The sequence below is a fragment of the Bradyrhizobium vignae genome (assembly GCF_900324035.1).
Classification (GTDB): Bacteria; Pseudomonadota; Alphaproteobacteria; order Rhizobiales; family Xanthobacteraceae; genus Bradyrhizobium; species Bradyrhizobium vignae.
The window spans coordinates 6,121,971-6,146,831 of record NZ_LS398110.1 but is presented as its reverse complement, the minus strand read 5'-3'; the positions used below and the strand labels follow the sequence as shown (position 1 = coordinate 6,146,831).

Below are 24,861 nucleotides of genomic sequence, written 5' to 3'. Positions count from 1 at the left end.
CATGGAGTCTATTGCATGGATGGCCTGGACGCTGCCGACCGCGATCTTCTTCGCCGGGCTGGCCTGCACGCTCGCGGTGATGACGTGGCTCGCTGCGGTCTATCCGGAGGCCGAGCGCATCGGCGTTCTCAGTATTCCGACCACGCGCGGCGACCGTCTGTTCATCTCGCTGATCGCGGCCGCCGTCATCCATCTCGTGTGGATCGGCCTCGTCGGGACCGATCCGATCGCCACGCTGCCGATCGGCGAGGAGGAGTTTGAAATTTCGAGCCTGTGGCTCGCAAGTGGAATTTCGCTGGCCACGGCAGTGCTTGTTTTTCGCACGGTCTGAAGCTCGCGAAGGGACGGCCAGATCCGGGGGGCAACCCGGGCCTGTATAAAAGTTTGTCGCTGCAACGGAGGAACAACATGCGACAGTTTAGGAGAAGGAAAGGTCCATTGACCAAGAATAGTTTTCTGACCATGTCCAGCGCCGCTGCGATCGTAGCAGTGTCGTTCGCCGTCTCGGCGCCGGTTCGCGCCGCCGACGACGCCGTGATCCAGAAGTGGATCGCGGAATTCCAGCCCTCGACGCTGTCGAAGGAAGATCAGAAGAAGGAGCTGGAGTGGTTCGCCAAGGCCGCCGAGCCGTTCAAGGGCATGGAGATCAACGTCGTCTCCGAGACCATCACGACCCACGAATACGAGTCGCAGACGCTGGCCAAGGCGTTCTCCGAGATCACCGGCATCAAGCTCAAGCACGACCTCATCCAGGAAGGTGACGTCGTCGAGAAGCTGCAGACGCAGATGCAGTCGGGCAAGAACGTCTATGACGGCTGGATCAACGACAGCGACCTGATCGGCACGCATTTCCGCTACGGCCAGACCGTGGTGCTGTCGGATTACATGACCGGCGAGGGCAAGGACGTCACCGATCCCATGCTCGACGTCAACGACTTCATCGGCAAGTCTTTCACGACGGCTCCAGACGGCAAGCTCTACCAGCTGCCCGACCAGCAGTTCGCCAACCTCTATTGGTTCCGCTACGACTGGTTCACCAATCCGGACTACAAGGCCAAGTTCAAGGCCAAGTATGGCTACGAGCTCGGCGTGCCCGTGAACTGGTCCGCCTATGAGGACATCGCCGAGTTCTTCACCAACGACATCAAGGAGATCAACGGCGTCAAGGTCTACGGCCATATGGACTATGGCAAGAAGGACCCCTCGCTCGGATGGCGTTTCACCGACGCCTGGCTGTCGATGGCCGGCAACGGTGACAAGGGCATTCCGAACGGCCTGCCGGTCGACGAATGGGGCATCCGCATGGAAGGCTGCCGCCCGGTCGGCTCATCGGTGGAACGCGGTGGCGACACCAACGGTCCGGCCGCGGTCTATTCGATCACCAAATATCTCGAGTGGCTGAAGAAGTATGCGCCGCCGCAGGCGCAGGGCATGACCTTCTCTGAAGCCGGCCCCGTTCCGGCGCAGGGCAACATCGCCCAGCAGATGTTCTGGTACACCGCCTTCACCGCCGACATGGTGAAGCCGGGCATCGCCGTGATGAACGCGGACGGTACGCCGAAGTGGCGTATGGCGCCCTCGCCCCACGGTGCGTACTGGAAGGAAGGCATGAAGCTCGGCTACCAGGACGCCGGCTCCGCGACGCTGCTGAAGTCGACCCCGCCGGACCGCCGCAAGGCAGCCTGGCTCTATCTCCAGTTCATCGTCTCCAAGTCGGTGAGCTTGAAGAAGAGCCATGTCGGTCTCACCTTCATCCGTGAATCCGACATCTGGGACAAGTCGTTCACCGAGCGTGCGCCGAAGCTCGGCGGCCTGATCGAGTTCTACCGCTCGCCCGCCCGCGTGCAGTGGACCCCGACCGGCAACAACGTGCCCGACTATCCGAAGCTCGCGCAGCTGTGGTGGCAGAACATCGGCGATGCGTCGTCCGGTGCGAAGACGCCGCAAGCCGCGATGGATGCCCTTGCGGCTGCCCAGGACTCCGTGATGGAACGTCTGGAGAAGTCCGGCGTGCAGGGCGCCTGCGGTCCGAAGCTGCACAAGAAGGAGAAGCCGGAGTACTGGTTCGCCAAGGCCGAGAAGGACGGCACCATCGCGCCCCAGCGCAAGCTCGCCAACGAGAAGCCGAAGGGCGAGACGGTCGACTACGACACGCTGATCAAGTCGTGGCCGGCGACCCCGCCGAAGCGCGCGGAAGCGAAGTAAGCGGCGCGCAGCGTCATCAAAATGAAAGGCCGGGAGCGATCCCGGCCTTTTTCTTTCATGCCGCATTCACTTCGCCGACCTTACTCCTTCCGCTTCACAGAATCTTCGATCATCTTCTGCACGTGTGCCAGCCAGGCGTTCCGCATCGCCTGGTCCGCAAGATCGATCTGCGTGTAACTCGACAACGTGTAGAGGTTGGCGCGGTAGAAGTAGGTGAGCGAGAGGATCGACAGATAAAGATGGAAGCGGTCGCAGCCCGCCCTGAACTCGCCCCGTTCGACCCCGCTCTGGAGCACGCGCTCAAGCATGCCGAGCTGCGTATTGGCAAAGCTGCGACGGATATTGTTCTTGACGTGACGGCCCTTGAAGAGATTTTCCGTGGCGAGAATGCTCAATAGCTCCGGATGGGCCCAATAATAGTTCCAGTTGAAGGCAACCAGCGCCGCCAGCGACTGGCGCGGGCTGGAAAAATCGAGGTCGAGCGCCTCTTCCGACGCGACCAGATCGGCATAGCAATGCTCGATGACCTGATGAAAGAGCTTCTCCTTGCTCTTGAAGTAATAATAGAGCATCCGGTCGTTGCTCTTGGCGGCCTTGCTGATGCGATCGACCCGCGCGCCGCCGTAGCCTTCGCGGGCAAACTCGGCGACGGCCGCACGCAGAATGGCTTCACGGGTCTGATCGGGCGCTCGCGTCCGTCGAACCGTTGAGGCCCTTTTCCGCTTGGCCGCCCGCTTGAGGCGCGGGCCGGCCAGTGTGCGGGCTGGCAGCTCTGTATCGTTGGCCATTGCGTATCCCAGGGAATCACAGCCAGCAGGATGGGGCCTGCCATTTTTTTGGCAAGCCCCGCCGATTCTTCGCCATTGACAACCATCAGCTCGTGGTATTCGCTATGTAGTAAGTACTACATACATACGCGAGTCCCAATGGCGGGAGGCTGATATGCGCATTTCGGCTGCTGCGAAGTTCGTCGGACTTATCCTGGCGGTGGCCTGCGCCCCAGGCCGGGCCGCAGAGCCACCGCCGATCAAGATCGGCGAGATCTCAAGCTATTCGGCCCTCCCGCTGGGGACCCGCGGTTATCGCCAGGGCTGGGAGCTCGCGCGCGACGAGATCAACGGGAAAGGGGGCGTGCTCGGCCGCAAGCTCGAGATCATTGCCCGCGACGACGCCGGCAAGCCGGACGTGGCCATCACCGCAGCCGGTCAGCTCGTCGACGGTGAGCAGGTCGAGCTCCTGACGGGCACGATCCTCTCCCATGTTGGCCTTGCCGTCGCCGATTTCGCCAAGCAGAAGCGGACATTCTTCCTCGCCTCGCAGCCCCTGACCGATGCTCTCATCTGGGAGAAGGGCAATCGCTATACGTTCAGGCTGCGGCCGAGCACGTATACCCAGGCCTCCATCCTGGCAAAGGAGGCGGCCAAGTTCCCCGTGCGGCGCTGGGCGACGATTGCACCGAACTACGAGTTCGGTCAGGCGGCGGTGGCGAGCTTCAAGCGCGAACTGAAGCGATTGAAGCCCGACGTCGAATTCGTCTCCGAGCAGTGGCCGCCGCTCGGCAAGATCGATGCCGGTGCAGTCGTGCAGGCAATGGCGGGGGAGAACCCGGATGCCATCTTCAATGCGACGTTCGGATCGGATCTTGTCAAGCTCGTGCGCGAGGGATCGACGCGAAATGCCTTCGCGAACCGCGCCGTGGTAAGCATTCTCTCCGGCGAGCCGGAATATCTGGCACCGCTGAAAGATGAGGCGCCGCCCGGCTGGATCGTGACCGGATATCCCTGGAGCGAGATCAAGACAGCTCAGCATGACTCGTTCTTGAAGGCCTATATCGCCCGATTCAAGGAGCCGCCCAACATCGGCGCGCTCATCGGCTACACCAACACGCTGGTCCTCGCGAAGGCGATCGAGACCGCCGGCTCGACCAAGTCCGACGATCTGATCAAGGCGATGGAACACCTGAAGGTCGACACGCCGGTGGGGCCGATCGCGTTCCGTGCGATCGATCATCAATCCACCATGGGCGTCTACGTCGGCAAGCTCGCAGTGCGAGACGGCCAGGGCATAATGACCGACTGGCGCTATGTCGACGGTGCCGATTACCAGCCCGCCGACGCCGAGGTCATGGCCAAGCTCAAGAACTAGAGGTGCCGCATGAACCTGTTCGCTCCCCGCAATACCTGGTACCCGCTGACGTGGTCTCGCAACGTCACGCGCTCGCTGTCGCGCCACCGCATCCTCGGCATGGACCTTGTCGTCTATCGCAGCGAAGGGGGTGGCGTCGTTGCGCTCGACGACGCATGTCCACACCGGTTGGCGCCGCTGTCGATGGGCAAGCTCAAGGGCGATGCGATCGAGTGCGGCTATCACGGCATGACGTTCGGGGCCGACGGACGCTGTGTCCGGATTCCGGGGCAGCCGATGATCCCGCCGAATGCACGTGTGTCGTCCTATCCGCTCAGGGAGAAGATGGGGCTGGTCTGGATCTGGCCCGGCGATCCCGCACTCGCCGACCCCTCGCGGATCTATGATCTGCCGCAATATGGTCAGAACGACTGGCATGCGGCGGAAGGAGACGCTCTTCGAATCGAAACCAACTATCTCAACCTTGCCGACAATCTCTGCGATCCCGCGCATGTCAGCTTCGTCCACCTGTCGACGCTCGGCAATTCGGCCAGCGAAGACATTCCGGTGGAGCACACCTTTTCCGAGGATGGCGTGCTGGTGTGGCGGTGGATCAGGAACGCGCCGCCGATCCCGCTGTTCGCCAAGTACGGCAATTTCGCCGGCAACGTCGATCGCTGGCATTACTATGACTATATCGCGCCCTGTATCGCGGTAATCGATTTCGGCAGCGCGGATGCCGGCAAGATCGCAGATCCCATTGACCGGGACAGGGGACTGCGCATCTTCGCATGCCACTTCATCACGCCGGTCGACGACCACATCTGCATCGATCACTGGCTCCATGTGCGCAATTTTGCGCTTGACGACGGCGACGTCGATCAGCGCCTGCACGCCGATTTCCGTATCGCCTTTAACGAGGACAAGGAGATTCTGGAGCGAATCGAGAAGGTCGCGCAGGCCCGCCCCAATGCCAAGACAATCCGTCTCGCCATCGATGCCGCCCCGCAGCGCATGCGTCGCATCGTGGAACGCATGGTGGCTGCGGAGAGCGAGACGCGCGCATTGGCGTGAGCCTGCCGGCAGGCACAGGCCGGCAGCGGCCCCGGCCTTCTCGAGCGGTGAGCGGATCCTGTTGCCGCACAGTCATTGCGAGCGCAGCGAAGCAATCCAGAGTCGTTCCGCGGATGCAGTCTGGATTGCTTCGTCGCATCAGTGCAAAATTGCTTCGCAATTTTGTCACTACCTCCTCGCAATGACGGAGGATGGAGTGACGACGGGCGGCTACTCCGCCGGCTCGGCCGCCAGCGTCGGGTAGTCCGTATACCCCTTGGCGCCGCCGCCGTAGAACGTGGTCTTGTCCCAGTCGTTCAGGCCTGCGCCCTGCTTCAGCCGCTCGACCAGGTCGGGGTTGGAGATGAACGGCTTGCCGAAGGCGATGAGATCGGCCGCGTTCGCCTCCAGCATCTTGGTGGCGAGGTCGAAATCGTAGCCGTTGTTGGCGACGTAGGCGCCGGAGAACCGCTTGCGCAAGGAGGCATAGTCGAACGGCGCGATGTCGCGCGGGCCGCCGGTGGCGCCCTCGACGACGTGGAGATAGGCGAGCTTGAGCGCGCTGAGGCCGTCGACGATGTGGTCGAAAAGCGGTTGCGGGTTGCTGTCGGAGAGATCGTTCGCCGGCGTCACCGGCGAGATGCGGATGCCGGTGCGGTCGCTGCCGACCTCAGTGGCAACAGCCCCGGCGACTTCCAGCATCAGCCGCGCGCGGTTCTCGATCGAGCCGCCATAGGCATCGGTGCGCTTGTTGGCGCCGTCCCGTGCGAACTGGTCGAGCAGATAGCCGTTGGCGCCGTGGATCTCGACGCCGTCGAAGCCGGCTTCCAGCGCGTTCGTCGTCGCACGCTTGAAGTCGTCGATAATGCCGGGAATTTCGGAAAGCTCGAGTGCGCGCGGCTCGGAGACGTCGGCGAAGCCGCCGTTGACGAAGGTCTTGCCCTTGGCGCGGATCGCGCTTGGCGCCACCGGAGCTGCGCCATTCGCCTGGAGATCGACATGCGAGATGCGGCCGACATGCCAGAGCTGGATGAAGATCTTGCCACCGCGCTCGTGGACGCGGTCGGTGACCTTGCGCCAGCCGGCGACCTGATCCTTCGAGTAGATGCCGGGCGTGTCTTGATAGCCTTGGCCCTGTTGCGAAATCTGGCTCGCTTCAGTGATCAGGAGGCCTGCGGAGGCGCGCTGGGCGTAATAGTCGGCGGCGAGTGCGCCGGGCACGAACGTGCCGGGAACGGCGCGGTTGCGCGTCAGCGGCGCCATGACCAGGCGGTTGGCCAGCGTGATCGGGCCGAGCTTGTAGGTCTCAAGCAATTTGGTCGAACGGCTCATGGGAAATGTTTCCAGGCGGTGAGAGGTCTTGAACACTTGTGCATCGCGACATCAGGCGCAAGGGATGAGCCATACGGAAAGTGCAGGCGAGCTACGCGTCAACGCCCGCGTAGCACAATTCATACGCCATTTTGGCCACGACAGTGGAATACGGCTGTCGTGGCCGTGCAATCGCAATCAGTTTGCACCCAGGAAATCGCGTTTGCCGATCTCGACGCCGTTGTGGCGCAAAATACCGTGGGCGATCGCGGCGTGGAAATAGAAGTTCGGCAGCGAGAACGAGCTCAGGAATTGCTGGCCCTTCATGGTGATGGATTTGTCGGGGCCGGCCGGGAAGGTGACGTCCCTGACATCGGCGCCTTCGAACTGCTCGGGCTTGAACGACTTCACATAGTCGATCGTCTTCGCCAGCCGCTGCTTCAATTCCGCGAAACTGGTCTCCGTGTCGGGCGTCGACGGCACCTCGCTGTGGGTCAGCCGCGCGCAGCCCTTGGTGGCGAAATCGCTGACGAGCTGGATCTGCTTCGACAGCGGCAGCATGTCCGGGAAGAGGCGGGAGCCGAGCAACACGCCCGGGTCGATCTTTTTCGCTGCGCAATGCGCCTCGGCCTTGGTGAGCAGGCCGGTCAGGCTGTTCAGCATTTGCAAATAGGCGGGAACGACGGCGTCGTGGAAGGACATGTGATGCTCGCTTCGATGAAGGAAAATCTCAGGAGAAAACCTGAGTTACTCACATGGGAATGTCATGGAAAAATACAATCGCGAGAAGCGGCTTGTGCAATGCGAAAATTCTCTCCAGGTGTCATCGCCCGCGAAGACGGGCGATCCAGTAAGCCGAGACGGCAGTGATTGACCGAGAGGCCGCGGCGTACTGGATGCCCCGCCGGCCGCCTTCGCTAAAGCTTCGGCGCCCCTGGACCTTCACCCCGGCGAAGCCTTGGCGTAGCCGGGTCGCGGGGCATGAGAGGAGGGCTTAAAGCGCGATGAGATTTGGATGAATCGTCATCGCGCTTTAGCTTGTTGTTTACGCATGATCTTTCCGGAAAACCGCTTCGCACTTTTCCCGATCATGCTTTAGCGCACCACGCCCGCCGGTTGCGCCTGCGCCGTGCTGCCGCGCATGCGGGCGAGCAGCTCTGCCGTCGGCCAGGAATCCGCCGGCAGGCCGTACTTGATCTGCATTGCCTTCACGGCCGCGCGGCTCTGCTGGCCGAGCACGCCGTCGATCTTGCCGACATTGAAGCCGGCTTGGACGAGGAGCTGCTGCAATTGCTTGAGTTCATTGAACGGCAGCTGCGCGACCGGCGCGGCAGGTTTGCGCATCGGCGGCGCGCCCGCGATGCGCGAGGCGAGATAGCCAGCCGTGGTCGAATAGATCAGCGAATTATTCCACTCCGTGTAGGCCGCGAAATTCGCGTATGCCATGAAGGCAGGACCGGTCCGTCCCATCGGCAGCAGCACGGAGGCCGGCAGGTTGTCGCTCGGCAGCGGTCGTCCGTCGGGATAGGTCACGCCCAACTGCGCCCATGTCGAGCGCGGCTCCCGCACCGTGAGATCGGTCTTCTCCCACGGCAGGTTTGGCGGCACCTTGATCTCTTCCAGCCATGGCTCGCCGCGCCGCCACTTCAATCCGTTTGCGATGTAGTTCGCGGTCGAGCCGATTACATCAGCCCCAGAGTGCAACAGGTCGCGCCGCCCGTCGCCGTCATATTCGACGGCGTAGTTGACGTAATGCACGGGCAGGAATTGGGTCTGCCCGAGCTCGCCGGCCCAGGAGCCGATCATCTCGTCGGGATGCAGATCGCCGCGGTCGATGATCTTCAGCGCGGCGATGGTCTCGTTCACGAACATCTCGGAGCGGCGGCAATCATAGGCGAGCGACACCAGTGATTTCAGCGTCGGCAGGTTGCCCATGTTGGCGCCGAAGTCGCTCTCGAGGCCCCAGAAGGCGGCGATCACGGCCGGCGGTACGCCATACTCCTTCTCGGCGCGCGCGAACGCGGCAGCGTATTGCTTGATGTGCTGCTGTCCGTTCTGCATGCGATAGGGCGCGGCCATGCGTCCGGCAAATTCAGTGAAGAGCTGGCCGAACACGCGCTGGCCGCGGTCGCGATTGACGATGCCCTGGTCGTAGACGAGATAGGGCGAAGCCTCCGCGATTGCGCGCTGCGACACGCCGGCGGCCGCCGCCTGTTGCTTCACGTCGGCCAGGAAGCGATCGAAGCTCGCGCCGTTATGGCACGAGGCCGCGCGCGGCGAGGGGACCGTTGCTTTTGGCGCGACGGGCCTGGGGGACGGCGGCGCGAACTGGGCGGAGGCGGGTAGGGCGAGGGCAAGCGAGACCGCGATCGTTGCGATCGCAAGGCGAGAACCAAAGCAGTTCAGCGGCATCAATATCTCTGGTGCTGTCAGGGGAAGCCGCTAGGCGGCCAATACGGCGCGTTTCACCGCGAGGGGAAGGGCTGTGTCGCGAAAGAGGGTTTTCGGATAAAGGTAATCCTCGCCACGCAGATTACCAGTTGCTTGCTTCGCGACTTCGTCATGATCCTCGGAACATGTTCTTGATCTTGAATTCCTTGCGGCCGATACCGCCAGCTTCATACCAATGTATCTCACCAATGTATCTCAGCGAGATGGGTAGAGCCATCGCATAATCGGACTTGGGCAATACCCTTGCGCTTTCGCCAGCGTCCCTCCCCTAGATTCGCCGCAGCCGGGCAATTTCGCGATACCCGAGCCACTGGCGAAAGTTTCGACGTCGGTAATCTCGCCGAGAATTTCGAATTGCATGGCCGCGATCGTGCCCGGCCGTTCCTGCCCGGGTCAAGTGCCGCGGCTCCGCGACGCACCCGGAAACCTTGCACCCGGGCCGGGGTCATCCCCACCTGATATGTGCCGGCCTGCAGGCGTTCCAGCGGCCGCGGCCGGCCAGGAGGGACGGCCATGAACTATCTTCGTACCGCAATGCTGCTTGCAGGCCTGACCGCCCTGTTCATGGGCGTCGGCTATCTGATCGGTGGCGCCTCCGGCGCCATGATCGCGCTCGTCATTGCCGCCGCGACCAATCTCTTCACCTATTGGAACTCCGACCGCATGGTGCTCTCGATGTATGGGGCTCATGAGGTCGACCGTTCGACCGCGCCGGAGCTGGTCGGCCTCGTCGCCGAGCTCGCGGGCCGTGCAGGCTTGCCGATGCCGCGCGTGTTCCTGATGGACGAGATGCAGCCCAATGCATTCGCGACCGGCCGCAATCCTGAAAACGCCGCGGTCGCCGTCACCACCGGTCTTGTGCGCCAGCTCAGCCGCGATGAGCTCGCCGGCGTGATCGCGCACGAGCTCGCGCACATCAAGCATCACGACACGCTCTTGATGACCATCACCGCGACGATCGCCGGCGCCATCTCCATGCTCGCGCAGTTCGGCATGTTCTTCGGCGGCCACCGTGACAACAACAGCGGTCCGGGTATCGTCGGCTCGATCCTGTTGATGATCCTCGCCCCGCTCGGTGCCATGCTGGTCCAGATGGCGATCAGCCGCACCCGCGAATATGCCGCGGACAATCTCGGTGCGCGCATCGTCGGACAGCCGATGTGGCTGGCCTCCGCGCTGGTGAAGATCGAGGGTGCCGCCCACCAGGTCGCGAATTTCGAGGCCGAGCGAAATCCCGCGACCGCGCACATGTTCATCATCAATCCGCTGTCGGGCCACGGCGTGGACAATCTGTTCGCCACCCATCCCTCGACGCAGAACCGCGTTGCCGCCCTCCACCAACTCGCGGCCGAGCTCGGCACGCGCGCGGCACCGTCGGTCGGTGCCAACGAGAACTACCCGCCGCGCGGTCCCTGGGGCCACTCGTCCTCGCCTGGCCCCTCACGCGGGCCTTGGGGCTAACGGAACCGGTAGGGATTTGCGTCCGGCTTTGTGACCTGGCGCACATGGGGTCGTCCCCGCCGGTGTTAAAAGTTCGGCGTGACCATTCCTTCGAAAGGGGATGCGCGGCCGGCCCTCTGCCGGCCGCCGTCGAAGATGACCAGAGCTGCCGTACCATTCCTGATCGTCCTTTGCGTGCTCGTCGGCCTGTCCACGCACATGGTCGTCAATTGCGGCGACGAAGACGATCCCGACATCTGCTCGGCCGTGATCGGCTTCTCGCCGCTGCGGGGCTCGCTGATCGCCTTCGCCTATGAGGGGCGCGGGCGGATCGCGCTGCGCCACGGCGATTTCAAGCGCGCCATCGCCGATTTCGACGAGGCCATCCATCTCAATCCCAACCGCGCCTCGCTCTATCGCGACCGGGCGCTGGCGCGCCGGCAGAACGGCGATCTCGAGCTTGCCATTGCGGATTACGACGAGGCGATCGCGCATGATCCCAAGCTCGCCGCACCCTATCACCAACGCGGTCTCGCGCTTGCCGCCACGGGCGATCTCGATCGCGCCATCCTGAGCTACAACACGGCGGTTCGCCTCGATCCCTCGGACGCACAAGCCCGCCTTGATCGGGGTCTGGCATTCCTCGCCCGAGGTCAGATCGACGACGCGCGCGCCGATTTTGAAGCCGCCCTGACGCTGCCGGCCGGCAAAGACGTCCGCGCCCGCGAGGCCGCACGCGCCAGGCTCGCCGAGCTCGCCAGCGCCGAGCCGCTCGCCGTGCCAAGGCGGTGAGAGATACCTAAAGCGGCATTCGCCGCTGCAAGCGAAGCCGGGTGAGAGTTTCTATCCTCACGAACAGTCTGGCGAGCGGAAAGAACCCTCATCCGGCGCCATAGCCGAAGCTTCGTTTCGGCGTTCCTAAGAACGGCGGCTGAAGGCCGCCTATGCCACCTTCTCCCGCAGGGGGAGAAGAAAGAAAGCATCCACTACTTCGCCTTCTTGGCCTTCTTCGCCATTGCCTTTGCCGGCTTCTCCTTCGCCGGCTTCTCCTTCACCGTCTTCTCCTTCACCGCAACCGGCGTGCTGGCGGCCAGGCGCATCGATCGGGCGTAGCTGTCGGCGACGTTGTCTGCGGACATCTGCAGGCGCTTGGCGGCGGCGGTGGCCTGCTCCATGGTGGCCTTGGCCAGCATCTTGAAGCGCTCGCCGGTCTCCTTGCCCTTGGCCTTGGCCGCAAGGCCGTTGAAGCGATCCCGCCGCTCCTTGGCGCGGGTCATCAGGCCCGTATGCAGCTGTCTGGCCAGTTGCCGGATCACGACATCCAGGTCGGCTTCCGCCATGTTCTCTTATCCCCTTCGAAAAACGATATCGATGCGGCGGGACTATGCAGATCGGGCCCCGCCTTGGCAATTCCCGCCGGCGCGTCATCCGCAGCTTCCGGCTGACAAAACAAAAAAGCCGCGCATTCCGCGCGGCTTTTGGGTGGTCTGGCTTGAGAACGCCAGGTCTGCCTCACTTCAGCGAGGCGACCGGGCCGTTCGAGGCCGCCGGCTCGGGATCGAAGCCGAACACACCGACCAGGTATTTGTAATAGTCCGGCATCTTCTCCTTGAGCGCCTCGCGCGACTTCGGATCGTGGAATTCGCTCTTTCCGGAGAGAAAGATGCTGGCGGTCACGGCGAAGAACTCCATGGGGTTCTTCATCGCATAGGATTCCTTGGGCAGCTGGTCCTTGGACTTGGCGAGGGCATAGTAGCCGATCACGCCCTTGTTGGCGTAGCCGTCCGGCAGCAGCCGCGCGTGATAGGCGTGCAGGAGCTCGTGCAGCAGCACGGCCTCCTTTTCGTAGCGCATCATGTCCGGCCGCAGCATGATCACGCCGAGCCCCGAATCGACCGCGAGATCGACGGCGTTCGGATTGGTCCAGCGCTGCTTGTCGTGGTCCCAGACCGTAAGGGTCCGGGGCGCGGTGCGTTGGATGTCCGGCGTGACCCGGCCGTAGCAGGCGGTGGCGGCGCCTTCGTCGAGGCAGGCGAGCTCGCTCGCGACGATCGGAACGGTGTGGAAGAAGCGCAGCACGCGCGGGGACAGGCCGACGCCTTCGACGACGTCGATCTGGCTCTTCAGGTTCTCGGTGAGCTTGGCAACATCCTTGCGGTCGCGGTTCTCGGAGATGTCGAACATGTAGCCGCGGTAGCTCTGGAAGCCCGGCGGCAGCGCCTGCGCTGCCTCAGCGGTCGCATCGAGCGCCCCGGCCCTGGATGGATTGGCAAAGAGCGCGCCGACGATGGTTGCGGTCAGCAGCAACGCAATGCGCATGATGAACCCCCTGATGTCACTTCGCCCAGCACAATAGGCTGCCGTTGTTTGCGAAAAGTGAGTGCGGCGAGACTAAGGCACCGATGTTGAGGCGTGCTTAATCCTTGGTTGCAGATCGCGAAGGCGGATTAGGGCCGGGTTAACCAAGGAGAGCCGGCTCGAAGTGGCCATTGGCGAGGCCAGCAAACTGCTTCCCCGTCATCCCGAGGTGTGAGGCTGGCGATGCGGATGCATCGTCAGCCGAGCCTCGAAGGATGCAAGGCCGGGATGCTGCATCCGGGCCCTCCATCCTTCGAGGCTCATTATGGGGCGCTCGGCGCCGCCATAGTGAGCGCCTCAGGATGACGGGGTTTGCTGTCAGGTGTAAGCTCACAGCACCAAGCTTCAGATAGCCGGAAGGAGGATGCCATGTATGCCGCCATCCGTCAGGCCAAGGCGAAAAGCGGGAGCGCGGAAGAGCTGGCGCGCCGCATCAAGGACGGTGCCGTTCCGATCATCAGCGACGTCGACGGCTTCCGCGCCTATTATGTCGTCTATGCCGGCGACGACACGGTGACCGCGATCTCGATCTTCGACAAGTTCGAGCAGGCGGAGGAAGCGAACAGGCGCGCCATCGCCTGGATCGAGAAGGATCTCGGCCCGCTGCTCGCAGGACATGCGAGCGCGGCGGCCGGGCCGGTGATCGTGCATACGCTGGCGTGAAGTGCGGCAGTCTCGTGCCCCGGACGCAGCGCAGCAGCACAAGAGCGCTGCTGCGCGTCCGGGGCACGAGAGCTGAATACCGTCACAACTCCCGTGCATTCGAGAAGGCGAAGCTCGACACCCGCCGCGTCGTCTCGTCCAGGATCAGCGTGCGCGTGATCGGCGGCTCGGCGCGCTGGGCGCAGTTTTCGCGCTCGCAGAGGCGGCAGTTGACGCCGATCGGTGTGCCCTCTGTCTTCTCCAGATCCATGCCGGCGGCGTAGGTCAGGCGCGCGGCGTGGCGGATCTCGCAGCCGAGGCCGATGGCAAAGCGCGGCTGCGGCAGCGGATGCGGCGCGACGGGGCGGCGCACCATCTGCGCGATCGAGAAATAGCGCGTACCGTCGGGCAGTTCGATCACCTGCTTGAGCAGGCGGTCCGGCGTGTCGAAGGTCGAGTGCACGTTCCACAGCGGGCAGGTGCCGCCGAATTTCGAGAACGGGAAGGTGCCGGAGGAGAAGCGCTTTGAGACGTTGCCGGCATTGTCGACGCGGAGCAGGAAGAACGGAATGCCGCGCGCATTCGGCCGCTGCAGGGTGGTGAGGCGGTGGCAGACCTGCTCGAAGCCGGCATTGAAGCGCTGCGCCAGCACGTGGATGTCGTAGTTGAGTGCTTCGGCGGCGGCGAGGAAGGCCGGGTAGGGCATCATCACGGCGGCCGCGAAGTAGTTGCCGAGTGTGATGCGGAACAGCCGCCGCGGCGCGTCGTCGAGCGGTCCTGCGCGGCCGATGATGGTCTCCAGATGCTGCGCACATTCGCCGAGCCCGAGCTGGAAGGCGAGCTGGAACGCGCGGCCGGGCGGGTCGACCAGCTCGGAGATCAGGAGCTGGCGGCGATGGCGATCAAAGCGCCGGAGCGTCTCGCGCATCACATCGACCGGCATGATGCGGGTCTGGATCGAATGCTTTTCGCGCAAGCGCGCGACCAGCGCCGCGTACAGCCCTTCGGCCGGCACGTTCAGCTCGTCGCGCAGATTTTCCGCGGCCTGCTCCAGCTCCGGAAAATAGTTGCGGTTGGCCTCGATCAGCTCGCGTACGCGCTCGACCGGATTGGCCTCGTAGCGCGTGCCGACGTCGCGGTCGGCCATCTGCGCGGCGGCCAGCGTCTCGCCCTGGCGGGCCTCGGTATAGGCGGCGTAGAGCCGCTGCAGCGCGTGGGTGACGCCGGGGCAGAGCTCGGCGAGGTCGCGCAGCTCCTGCTTGGGCACGTCGATCTGACGGAACAAGGGATCGGAGAAGACCTCGTTGAGCTCGGCAAAGAAGCGGTCCTCGTCCGCGGTGGCGAGGTCGCGCAAATCGAGATCATAGGTCTCGGCCAGCCGCAGCAGGATCTGCGCCGTAACCGGTCGTTGGTTGCGCTCGATCAGGTTGACATAGCTCGGCGATATCCCGAGCCCCTCGGCAATCTGGGTTTGCGACAGCCCCAATTGCTGCCGGATCCGCCGGAACCGCGGGCCGACAAAGAGTTTCTTGCCGGAATCGGCGGGCATTTCTCAGATCTCCGACGCTTCGAGGGCCAGCTCTACTGACCAATTGTTACAAACTTTACAAAATAACATCTGTTACATGTTCTGATGTTACATGACATCACCAATAAAAAACAAGGCCTCTATACGAAATTTCTGTTTTCACGTTTAGCTCCTGACACGCATTTCGCAATGCACTGTCAAGAATGTCGATGGCAAGCCATCGCCAGTGAAAGGATCAGGCACATGAACTACCAGCTCCGCGGCATCAACGCGCTCCAGCGCCCGGCCTCGTATCAGAGCGAGATCGAGGCGGCCCAGGCGCTTCTCGAGACCAAGCCGACCTGGAACGGCGTGACGGCCGAGGCCGTCGCCCGCATGCGCCTGCAGAACCGCTTCAAGACCGGCCTCGACGTCGCCCGCTACACCGCGGCGCTGATGCGGGCCGACATGGCCGCCTATGACAACGACCCTACCAAGTACACGCAGTCACTGGGGTGCTGGCACGGCTTCATCGCCCAGCAGAAGCTGATCTCGGTCAAGAAGCATTTCGGCAAGACCGATCGCACCTACCTCTATCTCTCGGGCTGGATGATCGCGGCGCTGCGCTCCGAGTTCGGTCCGCTGCCCGATCAGTCGATGCACGAGAAGACCTCGGTGCCGGCCCTGATCGAAGAGCTCTACACCTTCCTGCGTCAGGCCGATGCGCGCGAGCTCAACGACATCTTCCGCAGCCTCGACAAGGCGCGCAAGGAAGGCGACAAGATCCGTGAGAAGGAGCTGATCGAGAAGATCGACAACTTCCAGACCCATGTCGTCCCCGTCATCGCCGACATCGATGCCGGCTTCGGCAACGCCGAGGCGACCTATCTGCTCGCCAAGAAGATGATCGAGGCGGGCGCCTGCGCGCTGCAGATCGAGAACCAGGTCTCGGACGAGAAGCAGTGCGGCCACCAGGACGGCAAGGTCACCGTGCCGCATGAGGTCTTCCTGGCGAAGATCCGCGCCTGCCGCCACGCCTTCCTCGAGCTCGGCGTCGAAGACGGCATCGTCGTGACCCGCACCGACTCGCTCGGCGCCGGCCTGACGCAGCAGATCGCCGTCAGCCACAAGCCCGGCGACATCGGCGACCAGTACAACAGCTTCCTCGATTGCGAGGAGGTGACGCCGGAGAACGCCCGTAATGGCGACGTCATCATCAACCGTAACGGCAAGATGATGCGTCCGAAGCGGCTGCCCTCCAACCTCTACCAGTTCCGTCCCGGCACCGGTGCGGACCGCTGCGTGCTCGATTGCATCACCTCGCTCCAGAACGGCGCCGACCTGCTCTGGATCGAGACCGAGAAGCCGCATATCGAGCAGATCGCCAGCATGGTCGATCGCATCCGCAAGGTCGTGCCGAACGCCAAGCTCGCCTACAACAACTCGCCGTCGTTCAACTGGACCCTCAACTTCCGTTGGCAGGTCTACGACGCCTGGAAGGAAGCGGGCAAGGACGTCAGCAAGTACAACCGTGCCGAGTTGATGAAGGCGGAGTACGACGAAACTCCGCTGGCGCAGGAAGCCGACGAGCGCATCCGCACCTTCCAGGCGGATTCGGCCAAGCGTGCCGGCATCTTCCACCACCTGATCACGCTGCCGACCTATCACACGGCGGCGCTGTCCACCGACAATCTCGCCCGCGAGTATTTCGGCGAGCAGGGCATGCTGGGCTACGTCAAGAACGTCCAGCGCGCCGAGATCCGTCAGGGCATCGCCTGCGTGAAGCACCAGAACATGGCCGGCTCCGATATCGGCGACGACCACAAGGAGTACTTCGCCGGCGAAGCTGCCCTGAAGGCGGGCGGCGTCCACAACACCATGAACCAGTTCGGCTAACGAATCACGCTACTCTCGACAGGAGACTGACAATGACCAAAGGCAGCAATTTCTGGGTGATCGGCGGCGAGTTCGGTTCGATGAACTTCCACAAGCTCGTCGAAGGCTCGGCCCAGGTCAAAGGTCCCTTCAAGACCCGCAAGGAAGCCGAGGACTGCTGGCGCGAGGTCTCGGAAGAGAGCCGCCACAAGGCGGGCGTCCGCTTCTCGATCGTGGAAGAGCCGCAGCGCGCCCCGGCCGCCTGATCAGGCGGCTGCCGAGCTTACCTTAAGGAGACGTCCAAGGACGGATGGTCCCATCCAGGCCTAGCCTGGGTGGGATCGTCTGTTTTTGGCACAGGTAAACGTTGTGGGCGCCGTAAGTATCTGGAATTGTGGGCCTTTGCGGAGGGTGTGGTTGCTGATAGGTTAATGACGGACAGTCGAGGACGAGGCCGACAATGTCAGAGCCCGAGACCAGCGGGACCCATCCCGGCCAGCCACGCCCGGTGCGGCTGCGCGATGCGCTGCTGCGCGCGCGGATCGAGGCCGCCGACCGGACCGGCGTCGTCGTCGATCTCAGGGACGCCGAGGTGGCGCGGCTCGAGATCCTCAACGATGCGCTCGATCCCTTGTTCGCGCAGGTGCCGGACAAGATCGACCTGTTCGACCGCGGCATCAGCCAGGGCGATACGCCGCGACTGTGGATCGACGTCGTCGCCCATATCGTGATGGGGCGCGACAAGCGGATGTACCGCTTCGTCCAGGACACCCGCTTCGGCCGCATCGTGCTCGCCGAATCACACGACACCGCTGTGATCGTCGATGCCGTTACCGACTACGTCGCGCGCCGCATGATCGAGCGCGAGCATGCGATGGCGGTCCTGCCCGAACCGCAAGCAGCGGCCGCCGAGCCGCCGCGCCGCTCACGCTTCTGGCCATTCGTGTTCGGCTTCGTGCTCGGCGCTGCCGCCTTGTTCGGAGTTGCCGTGCTTGCGGTCTTGCGAAACTGGTGAGGCGCTCACCGTCGTCACTGCGAGGAGCCCTTGCGACGAAGCAAGCCAGACTGCCTCCGCGGAGAGATTCCTGGATTGCTTCGCTGCGCTCGCAATGCCAGCAAATCAAATCAACCGTGTGTGCTTGATCTGTCCGATCTGGAATCCAGCCCCGAGGCTCCGCACCGTCTGCTCGCAGCGCCAACCGGCATTGTCCTTCTCGATTCTGAACAGATTATACGCCGCCGCCGGATAGCGTCCGTGCGCGAGCGCGGAGGCCGAGGGCACGCCGAGCGCTGGAATATTGCCGTTGGGGCCTTCGACCCATATCGTCGAATGAACGTGGTCGTGCCCGTGCAGGACCAGCTCGACGCCATGACGCTTCAACAGCGCCAGCAATTCCGGCGCGTCCGTCATCCGCTTCTGGCGTGCGCTGGACTTCAGCGGATGATGCACCAGCAGCACGCGGAAGACGTCCTCCGTCGCGAGCCCTTCGAGGACGTCCGCGAGCGAGGCGAGCTGATCGCGGCCGAGCGTGCCTGTCGCCATCAGCGGCAGGGTCGGCACCGCCGTGGACAGGCTGATCAGCGCGAGCGGCCCGCGCCGGCGCACCGCGGGGAAGGCCGCGGCGCCGGGTGTATCCGCGGCGATGTAGTGCAGGAACGTCTCGCCGAAGCGATGACGCGTCGCGCTGACATAGGCGTCGTGATTGCCGGGAATCGCGGTCACGCGTTCGGGCGGGCCGACACTCTCGAGCCAGGCCAGCGCCGGCGCGAATTCCGCCTCCAGCGCGAGGTTGACGAGATCGCCCGTCACCGCGATGTGGTCGGGCGCCTGCGCCTTCATGTCGGCGACGAGCGCGTCGAGAACCTCGCGGCGCTGGTACTTGTGGCGGTTGCGCGTCCAGTTGACATAGCCGAGCGCGCGCTTGCCGGCGAGCTCGATCAGCCGCGGCTTCGGCAAAGGCGCCAGATGCGGGTCGGACAGATGGGCGAGCGTGAAGGGGGCCATGACGCGCGATTGCCTCGCTATTGCTCCGCTGTAATGGCAAGGTCGCGAGGAACGCGCAAGCAGGGCCTGAAATGGGGCGGCAAGGAAGCCTGATGGGAGAACGTCTGAACCGGGTCCGACGGAAGTTCGAGCCGTTGCTGCGGCGGATCTTCCACGTCTATTTCCTGCTCGTCCGCGGCATGACGCTCGGTGTCCGCGCCGTGGTGCTGGATGCCGACAACCGCGTGTTCCTGGTCAGGCACAGCTACGTCAGCGGCTGGTATCTGCCGGGCGGCGGCGTCGATTTCGGCGAGGCCATGGAAGAGGCGCTGCGGCGTGAGCTCAAGGAGGAGGGCGATATCGATCTCACCGGCGAGGCGGTCCTGCACGGCATCTTCCTCAACAGCCACGTCTCCCGCCGCGACCACGTCGCAGTCTACGTGGTGAGGCAGTTCAGGCAGGATCGCCCGCCCGAGCCCAACCGCGAGATCGTCGAATGCGGCTTCTTCGCCATCACCGCGCTGCCCGAGGGCACCACGCCCGGCACGCGGCTGCGGATCGCGGAAGTGCTGGATGGCAAGCCCCTGATTGCGACGTGGCGCTGAGGGCGGCCTGTGCTAAAGCATGATCCGGAAAAGTGCGAAGCGGTTTTCCGGAAAGATCATGCGTAGACAACAAGCTAAAGCGCGATGACGATTCATCCAAATCTCATCGCGCATAGACCGAGATTTGGTTCACTCGATGCGAGCCAGGAATTCAAGGCACCTCTCCCCGGCGGGGAGAGGTGGACTGAATCCGCGGCTCGAGTAACGCGCCCCAAAGGCCCTTCGGATACTGGATGAATTTCATCGTCAACCTCGGCTCCTTCTTGAGCCATCCGATCTTCACGCCCTATTACATCGTGCCGATCGCGATGCTTTCCCTGTGGAGCACCGCGTTCGCCTGGCTGATGCAGCAGGAACAGGCACGGCAGGCTGCGCCGCTCGGGCGCGAGCCGACAAGCCTCGGAGTGCCGTCGCGATGACCTCAACGCAACTTCGCATCGCCGTGCTGGTGCCCTGCTACAACGAGGAGGCGGCGGTCGCGACCGTCGTTGCCGATTTCCGCAAGGCGCTGCCCTCGGCGGAGATCTACGTCTACGACAACAATTCGCGCGACCGGACCGCCGCGGTTGCGCGCGAAGCCGGCGCGATCGTGCGCAGCGAGCGCCGGCAGGGCAAGGGCCACGTCGTGCGCCGCATGTTCGCGGACATCGAGGCCGACGTCTATGTACTGGTCGACGGCGATGCCACCTACGATGCGCCGAGCGCGCCGCGCATGATCGACAGGCTGCTCGACGATCATCTCGACATGGTGGTCGGCCTTCGCGTCGATCAGGTCCAGGCCGCTTACCGGCTCGGCCACCGCACCGGCAACCGCATGCTCACCGGCTTCCTGTCGTCGACCTTCGGTTACGCTTTCAAGGACATCCTGTCCGGCTATCGGGTGTTCTCGCGCCGCTTCGTCAAATCCTTTCCCGTCCTTTCCGACGGTTTCGAGATCGAGACCGAGCTCGCGGTCTATGCGCTGGAACTGTCGCTGCCGGTCGCCGAGGTCGAGACGCCCTACTATGCACGCCCTGAAGGCTCGTTCTCGAAGCTCAACACCTGGCGTGACGGATTTCGCATCCTCGGCACCATGCTGAAGCTCTACCGTTCGGAGCGGCCGTTGCGCTTCTTCACGGTGATCGGGATCCTGTTGGCGCTGGCTTCGATCATTCTCGCGATCCCGATCGTGATCACTTTCATCGAAACCGGCCTCGTGCCGCGACTGCCGACCGCCGTGCTGTCGATGGGCCTGATGATCATGGCCCTGCTGTCGGCGTCGTCGGGGCTCGTGCTCGACACGGTCACGCGAGGGCGGCGCGAGATGAAGATGCTGGCCTACCTGTCCCAGCCGGCATTGAAACGGGATGCAGGTTGAGCAAGCCTGCAGCTCGCCCCGCTGGGAGCTGTGAAGCCAGGCACTGACACCGCCCATGGACCTTCGCATGCGCAAGTGCTACTCCGCGAATTGACATGAACGATCTCTCAGTGACCATCCTTCCCGAAGCCGCCGGCGACGCCCAGGCGATCGAGCGGCTGCACGAACGTACCTTCGGTCCCGGCCGCTTCGTGCTGAGCGCCTATCGGATTCGCGAGCACGTCGATCATCTGCTCGAACTGTCCTTCACCGCCCGCATCGGCACGCTGCTGGTCGGTTCGGTCAGGCAATTGCCGATCCTGATCGGCGACACGCCCGCGCTGTTGCTCGGGCCGCTCACCGTCGAGCCGCCGTTCCGCGACCGCGGCATTGGCCGTCTGTTGATGGAGCGCGCGCTGAAGGACGCCAGGGAAAAAGGTCATCGCCTCGTGCTCTTGGTCGGCGACGAGCCCTATTACAGCCGCGTCGGCTTCAAGCCGGTCCCCAAGGGCCGCGTCACCATGCCCGGCCCCGTCGACGCCGCCCGCATCCTGGTGTTCGAGCTCGTCGACGGCGCCTTCGAGGGCGTGTCAGGCCCGGTCGGCCCCGATTGGAGCAAGGCGCGAGGGTAGCTGCTAAGTCCGTAGATCCTATCGGTGACGGGTGGTCAGGGGTGAGTTGCGCCTACGACCACCAACTCACCCGGAGGATCGATCAGGCCGTGGATTGGAAGCACGGCGGCGCCTCATCCTCCGTCATTGCGAGCGTAGCGAAGCAATCCAGAATCGTTCCGCAGAGGCGGTCCGGCTTGCTTCGTCGCAAGAGCTCCTCGCAATGACGGTGTATGCCGGAGCTATTTAGGCCCCGGCATAAGCAATGCTCAGAACTTGAAGTTCGCGAACGCCCTGACGCCGATGCCGGGCATCAGCACCTGGTCCTTGGTGTAGGACACCGAGTTGCGGATGTTCTCGTTGAGGAGATTGTTGCCGACGAGGCCGACCTGCATCTCGCGCGCGCCGAAGGCGTTGGGGTTGAGCTTGGTCTTGTAGCTTACCTCCGCCTTCAGCAAATTGTAGCCAGCCGTCGGCGTCTCCGCGATCACGGCGACGTTGTTCTGCGCAAAGGCGTGCAACAGGTTGATCCGCATCAGCCAGTTGTCGTCGCGCCAGAACACCCCGCCACCCATGCGCACCGGCGGAATCCGCGGCACGTTGGTGCCGTCGCTGAAGGTGGCGCGGACCACGTCGAGCTGGTTCTCGATGCCCCAGATGCCGCCCTGGAACGCACCGATATCGAGCTGCGATTGGAATTCGCCGCCGCGGAAATTGGCATTGCGTTGCGAATAGACCGCCTGGTTCAACTCGGCGCCCGGACTGCCGCATGAGGCGAAGTCGCCATCGCACATCACCCCGGTGAGGCGGCGATAGATGAAATTGTCGAAATGCGTGTAGTAGACGGTCGCTTCGAAGCGGAGCGGTCCCGTCGCCTTGCGCACGCCGAGTTCGACGGACTTGGCGGTCTCTATCGTGAGGTTCGGATTGCCGATGTCGAAGGTCGCGGTCGCATCGTGGCCGCCGCGCGAGAACAACTCGGCCGGTTTCGGTGCGCGCTCGACATATTGCGCGGTGATGCTCCCGACCATGCCGCCGGGCAGATCCTGCAACAGGCCGATGCTGCCGCTCTTGGGCGTGAAGGACGGATTGCGGACGATGCTGGTTTGAGGGCTGCCGTCGGGCAGGAAATCCGCCGGGAAATCCGGCGTCGACCCGTGCAGCTCGACATGCTCAATGCGGCCGGCGATCTGCGCTCTCGTCTGTTCACTGAACTTGAACTCGTTGAAGGCGTAGCCGGCAATGCGGTAGTTGCGGTTCGGGTCCCACAATCCGTTGAACAGCGAGCCTGGATCGTCCGGACTCGGCGCTGTCAGCTCCTGATGGCCTGCCTGAAAGCCGAACGCAGTCGTCACCTCGGCAAAGCGTGCATTGAACGGCATCAGCTGCGTCTCGACGCGGATCTCCTCTTCCCGATTGGTGAAGGTCTGCCGGACGCCATCGGTCGTCGGATCAGTGGGATCGGCGAGACCCAGCTCGTTGTGACGGTAGTTGGTGGCGCCGGCCCAGAAGCGGATCGTGTCGATCGCGGCGCCATCCGGGCGATATTCGCCCTTGACGTTGATCTTGGTCTGATGCGCATCGATCCGGGTTCGGTGATCGGCGCCATCGATGCCGGGGATATGATAGAGCGAATCGTTCTGCGTGATCGACGCGCCGATGAAGCCGCCCGTGAAAATGTAGGACCCGCCGATCGAGGCGCCATCCGAGCGCGTCGCCGAGTTCGGCTGGCGATTGCCGACTGGCCGCGTCTGGTCGAACAAGTATGGATAGCTCGGAATGTAATAGTCGGACGTCGTTCGCCCATAGGCATCGGCGTGGAACGCAAAATTGCCGCCGCCGGTATCGAGCAGCACGCCGCTTTCGACGCCACGATCGACCGAGCTGAACGCAGTGCGCGTCTCGGCGGTGACGCAAGGCGAGGTCGCGGCGCTCGCGAGGGGCGCCTTGGTCGGCAGGCCATAGGTCTGGAAAGACGGCGCGCAGGAGGGCAGCGCATCCGGAATGCGGTTGTTGGTGGCGCTCACGACGCCGCCGATCGAGGTCGAGCCGTAGCGCAGCGCCGCCGGCCCGCGTACCACTTCGACCTGGTTGGTGGCGAGCGGATCAATCGGGACGAAATGATCCTCGCCGAGATCGGAGGCGCCGCCGGAATTGGTGCCGTTCTCGACGATGCCGACGCGGTTGACGTCGAGACCCCGGATGATCGGCCGGCTGGAGGCGCCGGGCGCAAAGCTCGAGCCGGTGATGCCGGGCTTTGAGAACAGGAGATCGCCGAGCTGGCCGCCGCCCTCGCGGCGGATCTCCTCGTTCGGCACCACGGTGACGGTGGCGAACTGGTTGGTCACGATTGGCAGCACGCCTTGCTGAGGCGCGGCCGTCGCGGGCGCGGCCGTCGGTGCCGGCGTTGCTTCCGCGGTGCGCTGCTGGCTGCGCGACCGCCCGGTGCGCGCGACACGGACCGGGCTGCGGGTCGGCACGACCCTACGCACGATCGGGCTCGGCGCCGTCACGGTGACGGCCGGGATCTCGGTCGAGGATTTGTCCTGCGCCGAGTCTTGGGCAAGCGCAGGTGTGGCGGCGGCGCCGAGCAGGAGCAGGCTGGCTCCGCCAAGGCGCTGCGCGCGTCGCAATTGAAATGACATGGTCCTGATTCCAGTCAGGCGCCGTCCGGATGATGCTCTGCTGATCGGAGGCGGCCTGCCGTCGCAGCGCGACGGAATTCGACTTCAACTTTTCCCGGACGATCGCCTGAAACGGCGAACTCGGGCGTGATCACGTGATGCTGGGAGTCAGGATGCAGGAGGGGCGCGCGGCTGGAACGCCGTGCCGGCCGATTTCAGATGGATGAATTCGGCGTCCGTGGTGCGGTAGAGCAGCTCGATCGCCTGCGGCAGCTGCAGAAGCGGCGGCGTCGCGAACAGGACCGTGCCCGCCATCGCGACGACGGCGCAGATGGCACAATTGTCGTCGACCGGCTGCTCACGGTCGGGGGCAGAGGGCGATTGCTTCTGGACCGCCGCACGCTCGACCGAGGCGACCGACTTGGCGCCGTCCGTCTGCTGGAGCGAGGTGAGGGGGGCAGCCTGTGCGAACCAGTGGCTATGGCCGAAGGTCAGCGCGAATTGCACCAGCATCGCGAACAACGCGAGCCGGGCACCGTGCCTGATATGCGACCGGGCCCACTTCATCTGCAAACGCCACCCCACATCGCGAGGCGCCAAACCCTGACGTCGCGACGTTACAATATAACATCGCGCGATCGGCTAAGGGATGTCAACGGTGGGCGGGCTCACTGACGTGGGCCAGCCTCGCGCTGTGTCATTCGGGCAACTAACGCCTGCAGCCATCCTTCGAGA

General features: G+C 63.9%; 24 protein-coding genes. 14 read left to right on the top strand and 10 right to left on the bottom strand.

Annotated features, from left to right (window positions below):
• The first annotated feature begins 1 nt into the window (after position 1).
• Positions 2-331, top strand: a complete 330-nt coding sequence (locus BRAD3257_RS29935; RefSeq protein WP_122404870.1) for a DUF2160 domain-containing protein — start codon at positions 2-4, stop codon at positions 329-331.
• A 131-nt stretch (positions 332-462) separates the two neighbouring features.
• On the top strand, positions 463-2,205 hold the full coding sequence (locus tag BRAD3257_RS29930; protein WP_162500628.1) for an ABC transporter substrate-binding protein: 1,743 nt from the start codon (positions 463-465) through the stop codon (positions 2,203-2,205).
• Positions 2,206-2,285: 80 nt separating this feature from the next.
• Here the strand turns inward: BRAD3257_RS29930 and BRAD3257_RS29925 are convergent, their stop codons facing one another.
• A complete protein-coding gene (locus BRAD3257_RS29925) occupies positions 2,286-2,993 on the bottom strand; it encodes a TetR/AcrR family transcriptional regulator (RefSeq protein WP_122404868.1) in 708 nt (235 codons plus the stop codon).
• A gap of 160 nt (positions 2,994-3,153) precedes the next feature.
• On the opposite strand from BRAD3257_RS29925, the gene BRAD3257_RS29920 reads away from it, so the two are divergent.
• Positions 3,154-4,350 (top strand): ABC transporter substrate-binding protein, encoded by a 1,197-nt coding sequence (locus BRAD3257_RS29920; RefSeq protein WP_430648832.1) that lies wholly within the window; start codon positions 3,154-3,156, stop codon positions 4,348-4,350.
• A 9-nt stretch (positions 4,351-4,359) separates the two neighbouring features.
• Positions 4,360-5,403 carry an aromatic ring-hydroxylating dioxygenase subunit alpha gene (locus tag BRAD3257_RS29915; RefSeq protein WP_122404866.1) on the top strand — a complete coding sequence of 348 codons (1,044 nt, stop codon included), beginning with the start codon at positions 4,360-4,362 and terminating at the stop codon, positions 5,401-5,403.
• A gap of 210 nt (positions 5,404-5,613) precedes the next feature.
• On the opposite strand, the gene BRAD3257_RS29910 is transcribed toward BRAD3257_RS29915, so the two are convergent.
• From BRAD3257_RS29910 to BRAD3257_RS29900, 3 genes are all read right to left on the bottom strand, one after another.
• Positions 5,614-6,714: an alkene reductase gene (locus tag BRAD3257_RS29910; RefSeq protein WP_122404865.1), complete on the bottom strand. Its 1,101-nt coding sequence runs from the start codon at positions 6,712-6,714 to the stop codon at positions 5,614-5,616.
• Positions 6,715-6,891: 177 nt separating this feature from the next.
• Positions 6,892-7,395 (bottom strand): DUF1993 domain-containing protein, encoded by a 504-nt coding sequence (locus tag BRAD3257_RS29905; RefSeq protein ID WP_122404864.1) that lies wholly within the window; start codon positions 7,393-7,395, stop codon positions 6,892-6,894.
• A 393-nt stretch (positions 7,396-7,788) separates the two neighbouring features.
• Positions 7,789-9,105, bottom strand: coding sequence for a lytic murein transglycosylase (locus tag BRAD3257_RS29900; RefSeq protein ID WP_122404863.1), 1,317 nt, complete (start codon positions 9,103-9,105; stop codon positions 7,789-7,791).
• 552 nt (positions 9,106-9,657) lie between these two features.
• On the opposite strand from BRAD3257_RS29900, the gene htpX reads away from it, so the two are divergent.
• Both htpX and BRAD3257_RS29885 read left to right on the top strand, forming a co-directional pair.
• Positions 9,658-10,605, top strand: a complete 948-nt coding sequence (gene htpX, locus BRAD3257_RS29890) for a zinc metalloprotease HtpX (RefSeq protein WP_122404862.1) — start codon at positions 9,658-9,660, stop codon at positions 10,603-10,605.
• A 135-nt stretch (positions 10,606-10,740) separates the two neighbouring features.
• Positions 10,741-11,376 (top strand): tetratricopeptide repeat protein, encoded by a 636-nt coding sequence (locus BRAD3257_RS29885; RefSeq protein ID WP_162500407.1) that lies wholly within the window; start codon positions 10,741-10,743, stop codon positions 11,374-11,376.
• Positions 11,377-11,570: 194 nt separating this feature from the next.
• Here BRAD3257_RS29885 and BRAD3257_RS29880 read toward each other — a convergent pair whose 3' ends face one another.
• Together BRAD3257_RS29880 and BRAD3257_RS29875 are read right to left on the bottom strand one after the other, a co-directional pair.
• On the bottom strand, positions 11,571-11,924 hold the full coding sequence (locus tag BRAD3257_RS29880) for a hypothetical protein (RefSeq protein ID WP_122404860.1): 354 nt from the start codon (positions 11,922-11,924) through the stop codon (positions 11,571-11,573).
• A gap of 172 nt (positions 11,925-12,096) precedes the next feature.
• Positions 12,097-12,903 carry a hypothetical protein gene (locus BRAD3257_RS29875; protein ID WP_122404859.1) on the bottom strand — a complete coding sequence of 269 codons (807 nt, stop codon included), beginning with the start codon at positions 12,901-12,903 and terminating at the stop codon, positions 12,097-12,099.
• Between the two features lie 408 nt (positions 12,904-13,311).
• On the opposite strand from BRAD3257_RS29875, the gene BRAD3257_RS40130 reads away from it, so the two are divergent.
• Complete coding sequence (locus tag BRAD3257_RS40130; RefSeq protein WP_014497428.1) at positions 13,312-13,605, top strand: antibiotic biosynthesis monooxygenase; 294 nt, start codon at positions 13,312-13,314, stop codon at positions 13,603-13,605.
• A gap of 82 nt (positions 13,606-13,687) precedes the next feature.
• On the opposite strand, the gene BRAD3257_RS29865 is transcribed toward BRAD3257_RS40130, so the two are convergent.
• Positions 13,688-15,133: a helix-turn-helix domain-containing protein gene (locus BRAD3257_RS29865; protein WP_122404858.1), complete on the bottom strand. Its 1,446-nt coding sequence runs from the start codon at positions 15,131-15,133 to the stop codon at positions 13,688-13,690.
• Between the two features lie 222 nt (positions 15,134-15,355).
• Here BRAD3257_RS29865 and BRAD3257_RS29860 point away from each other — a divergent pair, with 222 nt between their 5' ends.
• The 3 genes from BRAD3257_RS29860 to BRAD3257_RS29850 all read left to right on the top strand — a co-directional run bounded on the left by BRAD3257_RS29860 (position 15,356) and on the right by BRAD3257_RS29850 (position 17,981).
• Positions 15,356-16,987, top strand: coding sequence for an isocitrate lyase (locus BRAD3257_RS29860; protein WP_122404857.1), 1,632 nt, complete (start codon positions 15,356-15,358; stop codon positions 16,985-16,987).
• A 32-nt stretch (positions 16,988-17,019) separates the two neighbouring features.
• On the top strand, positions 17,020-17,232 hold the full coding sequence (locus tag BRAD3257_RS29855; protein ID WP_024341447.1) for a DUF4170 domain-containing protein: 213 nt from the start codon (positions 17,020-17,022) through the stop codon (positions 17,230-17,232).
• Between the two features lie 194 nt (positions 17,233-17,426).
• Positions 17,427-17,981: a hypothetical protein gene (locus BRAD3257_RS29850; protein WP_122404856.1), complete on the top strand. Its 555-nt coding sequence runs from the start codon at positions 17,427-17,429 to the stop codon at positions 17,979-17,981.
• A 105-nt stretch (positions 17,982-18,086) separates the two neighbouring features.
• Here the strand turns inward: BRAD3257_RS29850 and BRAD3257_RS29845 are convergent, their stop codons facing one another.
• Positions 18,087-18,971 (bottom strand): metallophosphoesterase family protein, encoded by an 885-nt coding sequence (locus BRAD3257_RS29845; protein WP_122404855.1) that lies wholly within the window; start codon positions 18,969-18,971, stop codon positions 18,087-18,089.
• A 92-nt stretch (positions 18,972-19,063) separates the two neighbouring features.
• Between BRAD3257_RS29845 and BRAD3257_RS29840 the strand changes: the two genes are divergently transcribed.
• The 4 genes from BRAD3257_RS29840 to BRAD3257_RS29825 all read left to right on the top strand — a co-directional run bounded on the left by BRAD3257_RS29840 (position 19,064) and on the right by BRAD3257_RS29825 (position 21,523).
• Entirely contained in the window at positions 19,064-19,555 is a 492-nt protein-coding gene (locus BRAD3257_RS29840) for an NUDIX domain-containing protein (protein WP_122404854.1), read from the top strand.
• A gap of 233 nt (positions 19,556-19,788) precedes the next feature.
• Positions 19,789-19,974, top strand: coding sequence for a hypothetical protein (locus BRAD3257_RS29835; RefSeq protein ID WP_122404853.1), 186 nt, complete (start codon positions 19,789-19,791; stop codon positions 19,972-19,974).
• Positions 19,971-20,912, top strand: a complete 942-nt coding sequence (locus BRAD3257_RS29830; RefSeq protein ID WP_122404852.1) for a glycosyltransferase family 2 protein — start codon at positions 19,971-19,973, stop codon at positions 20,910-20,912. The genes BRAD3257_RS29835 and BRAD3257_RS29830 overlap by 4 nt, the downstream gene beginning before the upstream one ends.
• 95 nt (positions 20,913-21,007) lie before the next feature.
• The gene (locus tag BRAD3257_RS29825) at positions 21,008-21,523 is read left to right on the top strand and encodes a GNAT family N-acetyltransferase (protein WP_122404851.1); all 516 of its coding nucleotides are present in this window, start codon (positions 21,008-21,010) and stop codon (positions 21,521-21,523) included.
• Between the two features lie 248 nt (positions 21,524-21,771).
• Here the strand turns inward: BRAD3257_RS29825 and BRAD3257_RS29820 are convergent, their stop codons facing one another.
• Positions 21,772-24,147 (bottom strand): TonB-dependent receptor, encoded by a 2,376-nt coding sequence (locus tag BRAD3257_RS29820; protein WP_122404850.1) that lies wholly within the window; start codon positions 24,145-24,147, stop codon positions 21,772-21,774.
• 147 nt (positions 24,148-24,294) lie between these two features.
• Positions 24,295-24,693, bottom strand: coding sequence for a DUF2946 family protein (locus BRAD3257_RS29815; RefSeq protein ID WP_122404849.1), 399 nt, complete (start codon positions 24,691-24,693; stop codon positions 24,295-24,297).
• Positions 24,694-24,861: the final 168 nt, after the last annotated feature.

Coding starts and splice junctions, on each gene's coding strand:
- BRAD3257_RS29935 (WP_122404870.1), top strand. CDS start 2: ATGGAGTCTATTGCATGGATGGCCTGGACGCTGCCGACCGCGATCTTC.
- BRAD3257_RS29930 (WP_162500628.1), top strand. CDS start 463: ATGTCCAGCGCCGCTGCGATCGTAGCAGTGTCGTTCGCCGTCTCGGCG.
- BRAD3257_RS29925 (WP_122404868.1), bottom strand. CDS start 2,993: ATGGCCAACGATACAGAGCTGCCAGCCCGCACACTGGCCGGCCCGCGC.
- BRAD3257_RS29915 (WP_122404866.1), top strand. CDS start 4,360: ATGAACCTGTTCGCTCCCCGCAATACCTGGTACCCGCTGACGTGGTCT.
- BRAD3257_RS29910 (WP_122404865.1), bottom strand. CDS start 6,714: ATGAGCCGTTCGACCAAATTGCTTGAGACCTACAAGCTCGGCCCGATC.
- BRAD3257_RS29905 (WP_122404864.1), bottom strand. CDS start 7,395: ATGTCCTTCCACGACGCCGTCGTTCCCGCCTATTTGCAAATGCTGAAC.
- BRAD3257_RS29900 (WP_122404863.1), bottom strand. CDS start 9,105: ATGCCGCTGAACTGCTTTGGTTCTCGCCTTGCGATCGCAACGATCGCG.
- htpX (WP_122404862.1), top strand. CDS start 9,658: ATGAACTATCTTCGTACCGCAATGCTGCTTGCAGGCCTGACCGCCCTG.
- BRAD3257_RS29885 (WP_162500407.1), top strand. CDS start 10,741: ATGACCAGAGCTGCCGTACCATTCCTGATCGTCCTTTGCGTGCTCGTC.
- BRAD3257_RS29880 (WP_122404860.1), bottom strand. CDS start 11,924: ATGGCGGAAGCCGACCTGGATGTCGTGATCCGGCAACTGGCCAGACAG.
- BRAD3257_RS29875 (WP_122404859.1), bottom strand. CDS start 12,903: ATGCGCATTGCGTTGCTGCTGACCGCAACCATCGTCGGCGCGCTCTTT.
- BRAD3257_RS40130 (WP_014497428.1), top strand. CDS start 13,312: ATGTATGCCGCCATCCGTCAGGCCAAGGCGAAAAGCGGGAGCGCGGAA.
- BRAD3257_RS29865 (WP_122404858.1), bottom strand. CDS start 15,133: ATGCCCGCCGATTCCGGCAAGAAACTCTTTGTCGGCCCGCGGTTCCGG.
- BRAD3257_RS29860 (WP_122404857.1), top strand. CDS start 15,356: ATGAACTACCAGCTCCGCGGCATCAACGCGCTCCAGCGCCCGGCCTCG.
- BRAD3257_RS29855 (WP_024341447.1), top strand. CDS start 17,020: ATGACCAAAGGCAGCAATTTCTGGGTGATCGGCGGCGAGTTCGGTTCG.
- BRAD3257_RS29850 (WP_122404856.1), top strand. CDS start 17,427: ATGTCAGAGCCCGAGACCAGCGGGACCCATCCCGGCCAGCCACGCCCG.
- BRAD3257_RS29845 (WP_122404855.1), bottom strand. CDS start 18,971: ATGGCCCCCTTCACGCTCGCCCATCTGTCCGACCCGCATCTGGCGCCT.
- BRAD3257_RS29840 (WP_122404854.1), top strand. CDS start 19,064: ATGGGAGAACGTCTGAACCGGGTCCGACGGAAGTTCGAGCCGTTGCTG.
- BRAD3257_RS29835 (WP_122404853.1), top strand. CDS start 19,789: ATGAATTTCATCGTCAACCTCGGCTCCTTCTTGAGCCATCCGATCTTC.
- BRAD3257_RS29830 (WP_122404852.1), top strand. CDS start 19,971: ATGACCTCAACGCAACTTCGCATCGCCGTGCTGGTGCCCTGCTACAAC.
- BRAD3257_RS29825 (WP_122404851.1), top strand. CDS start 21,008: ATGAACGATCTCTCAGTGACCATCCTTCCCGAAGCCGCCGGCGACGCC.
- BRAD3257_RS29820 (WP_122404850.1), bottom strand. CDS start 24,147: ATGTCATTTCAATTGCGACGCGCGCAGCGCCTTGGCGGAGCCAGCCTG.
- BRAD3257_RS29815 (WP_122404849.1), bottom strand. CDS start 24,693: ATGAAGTGGGCCCGGTCGCATATCAGGCACGGTGCCCGGCTCGCGTTG.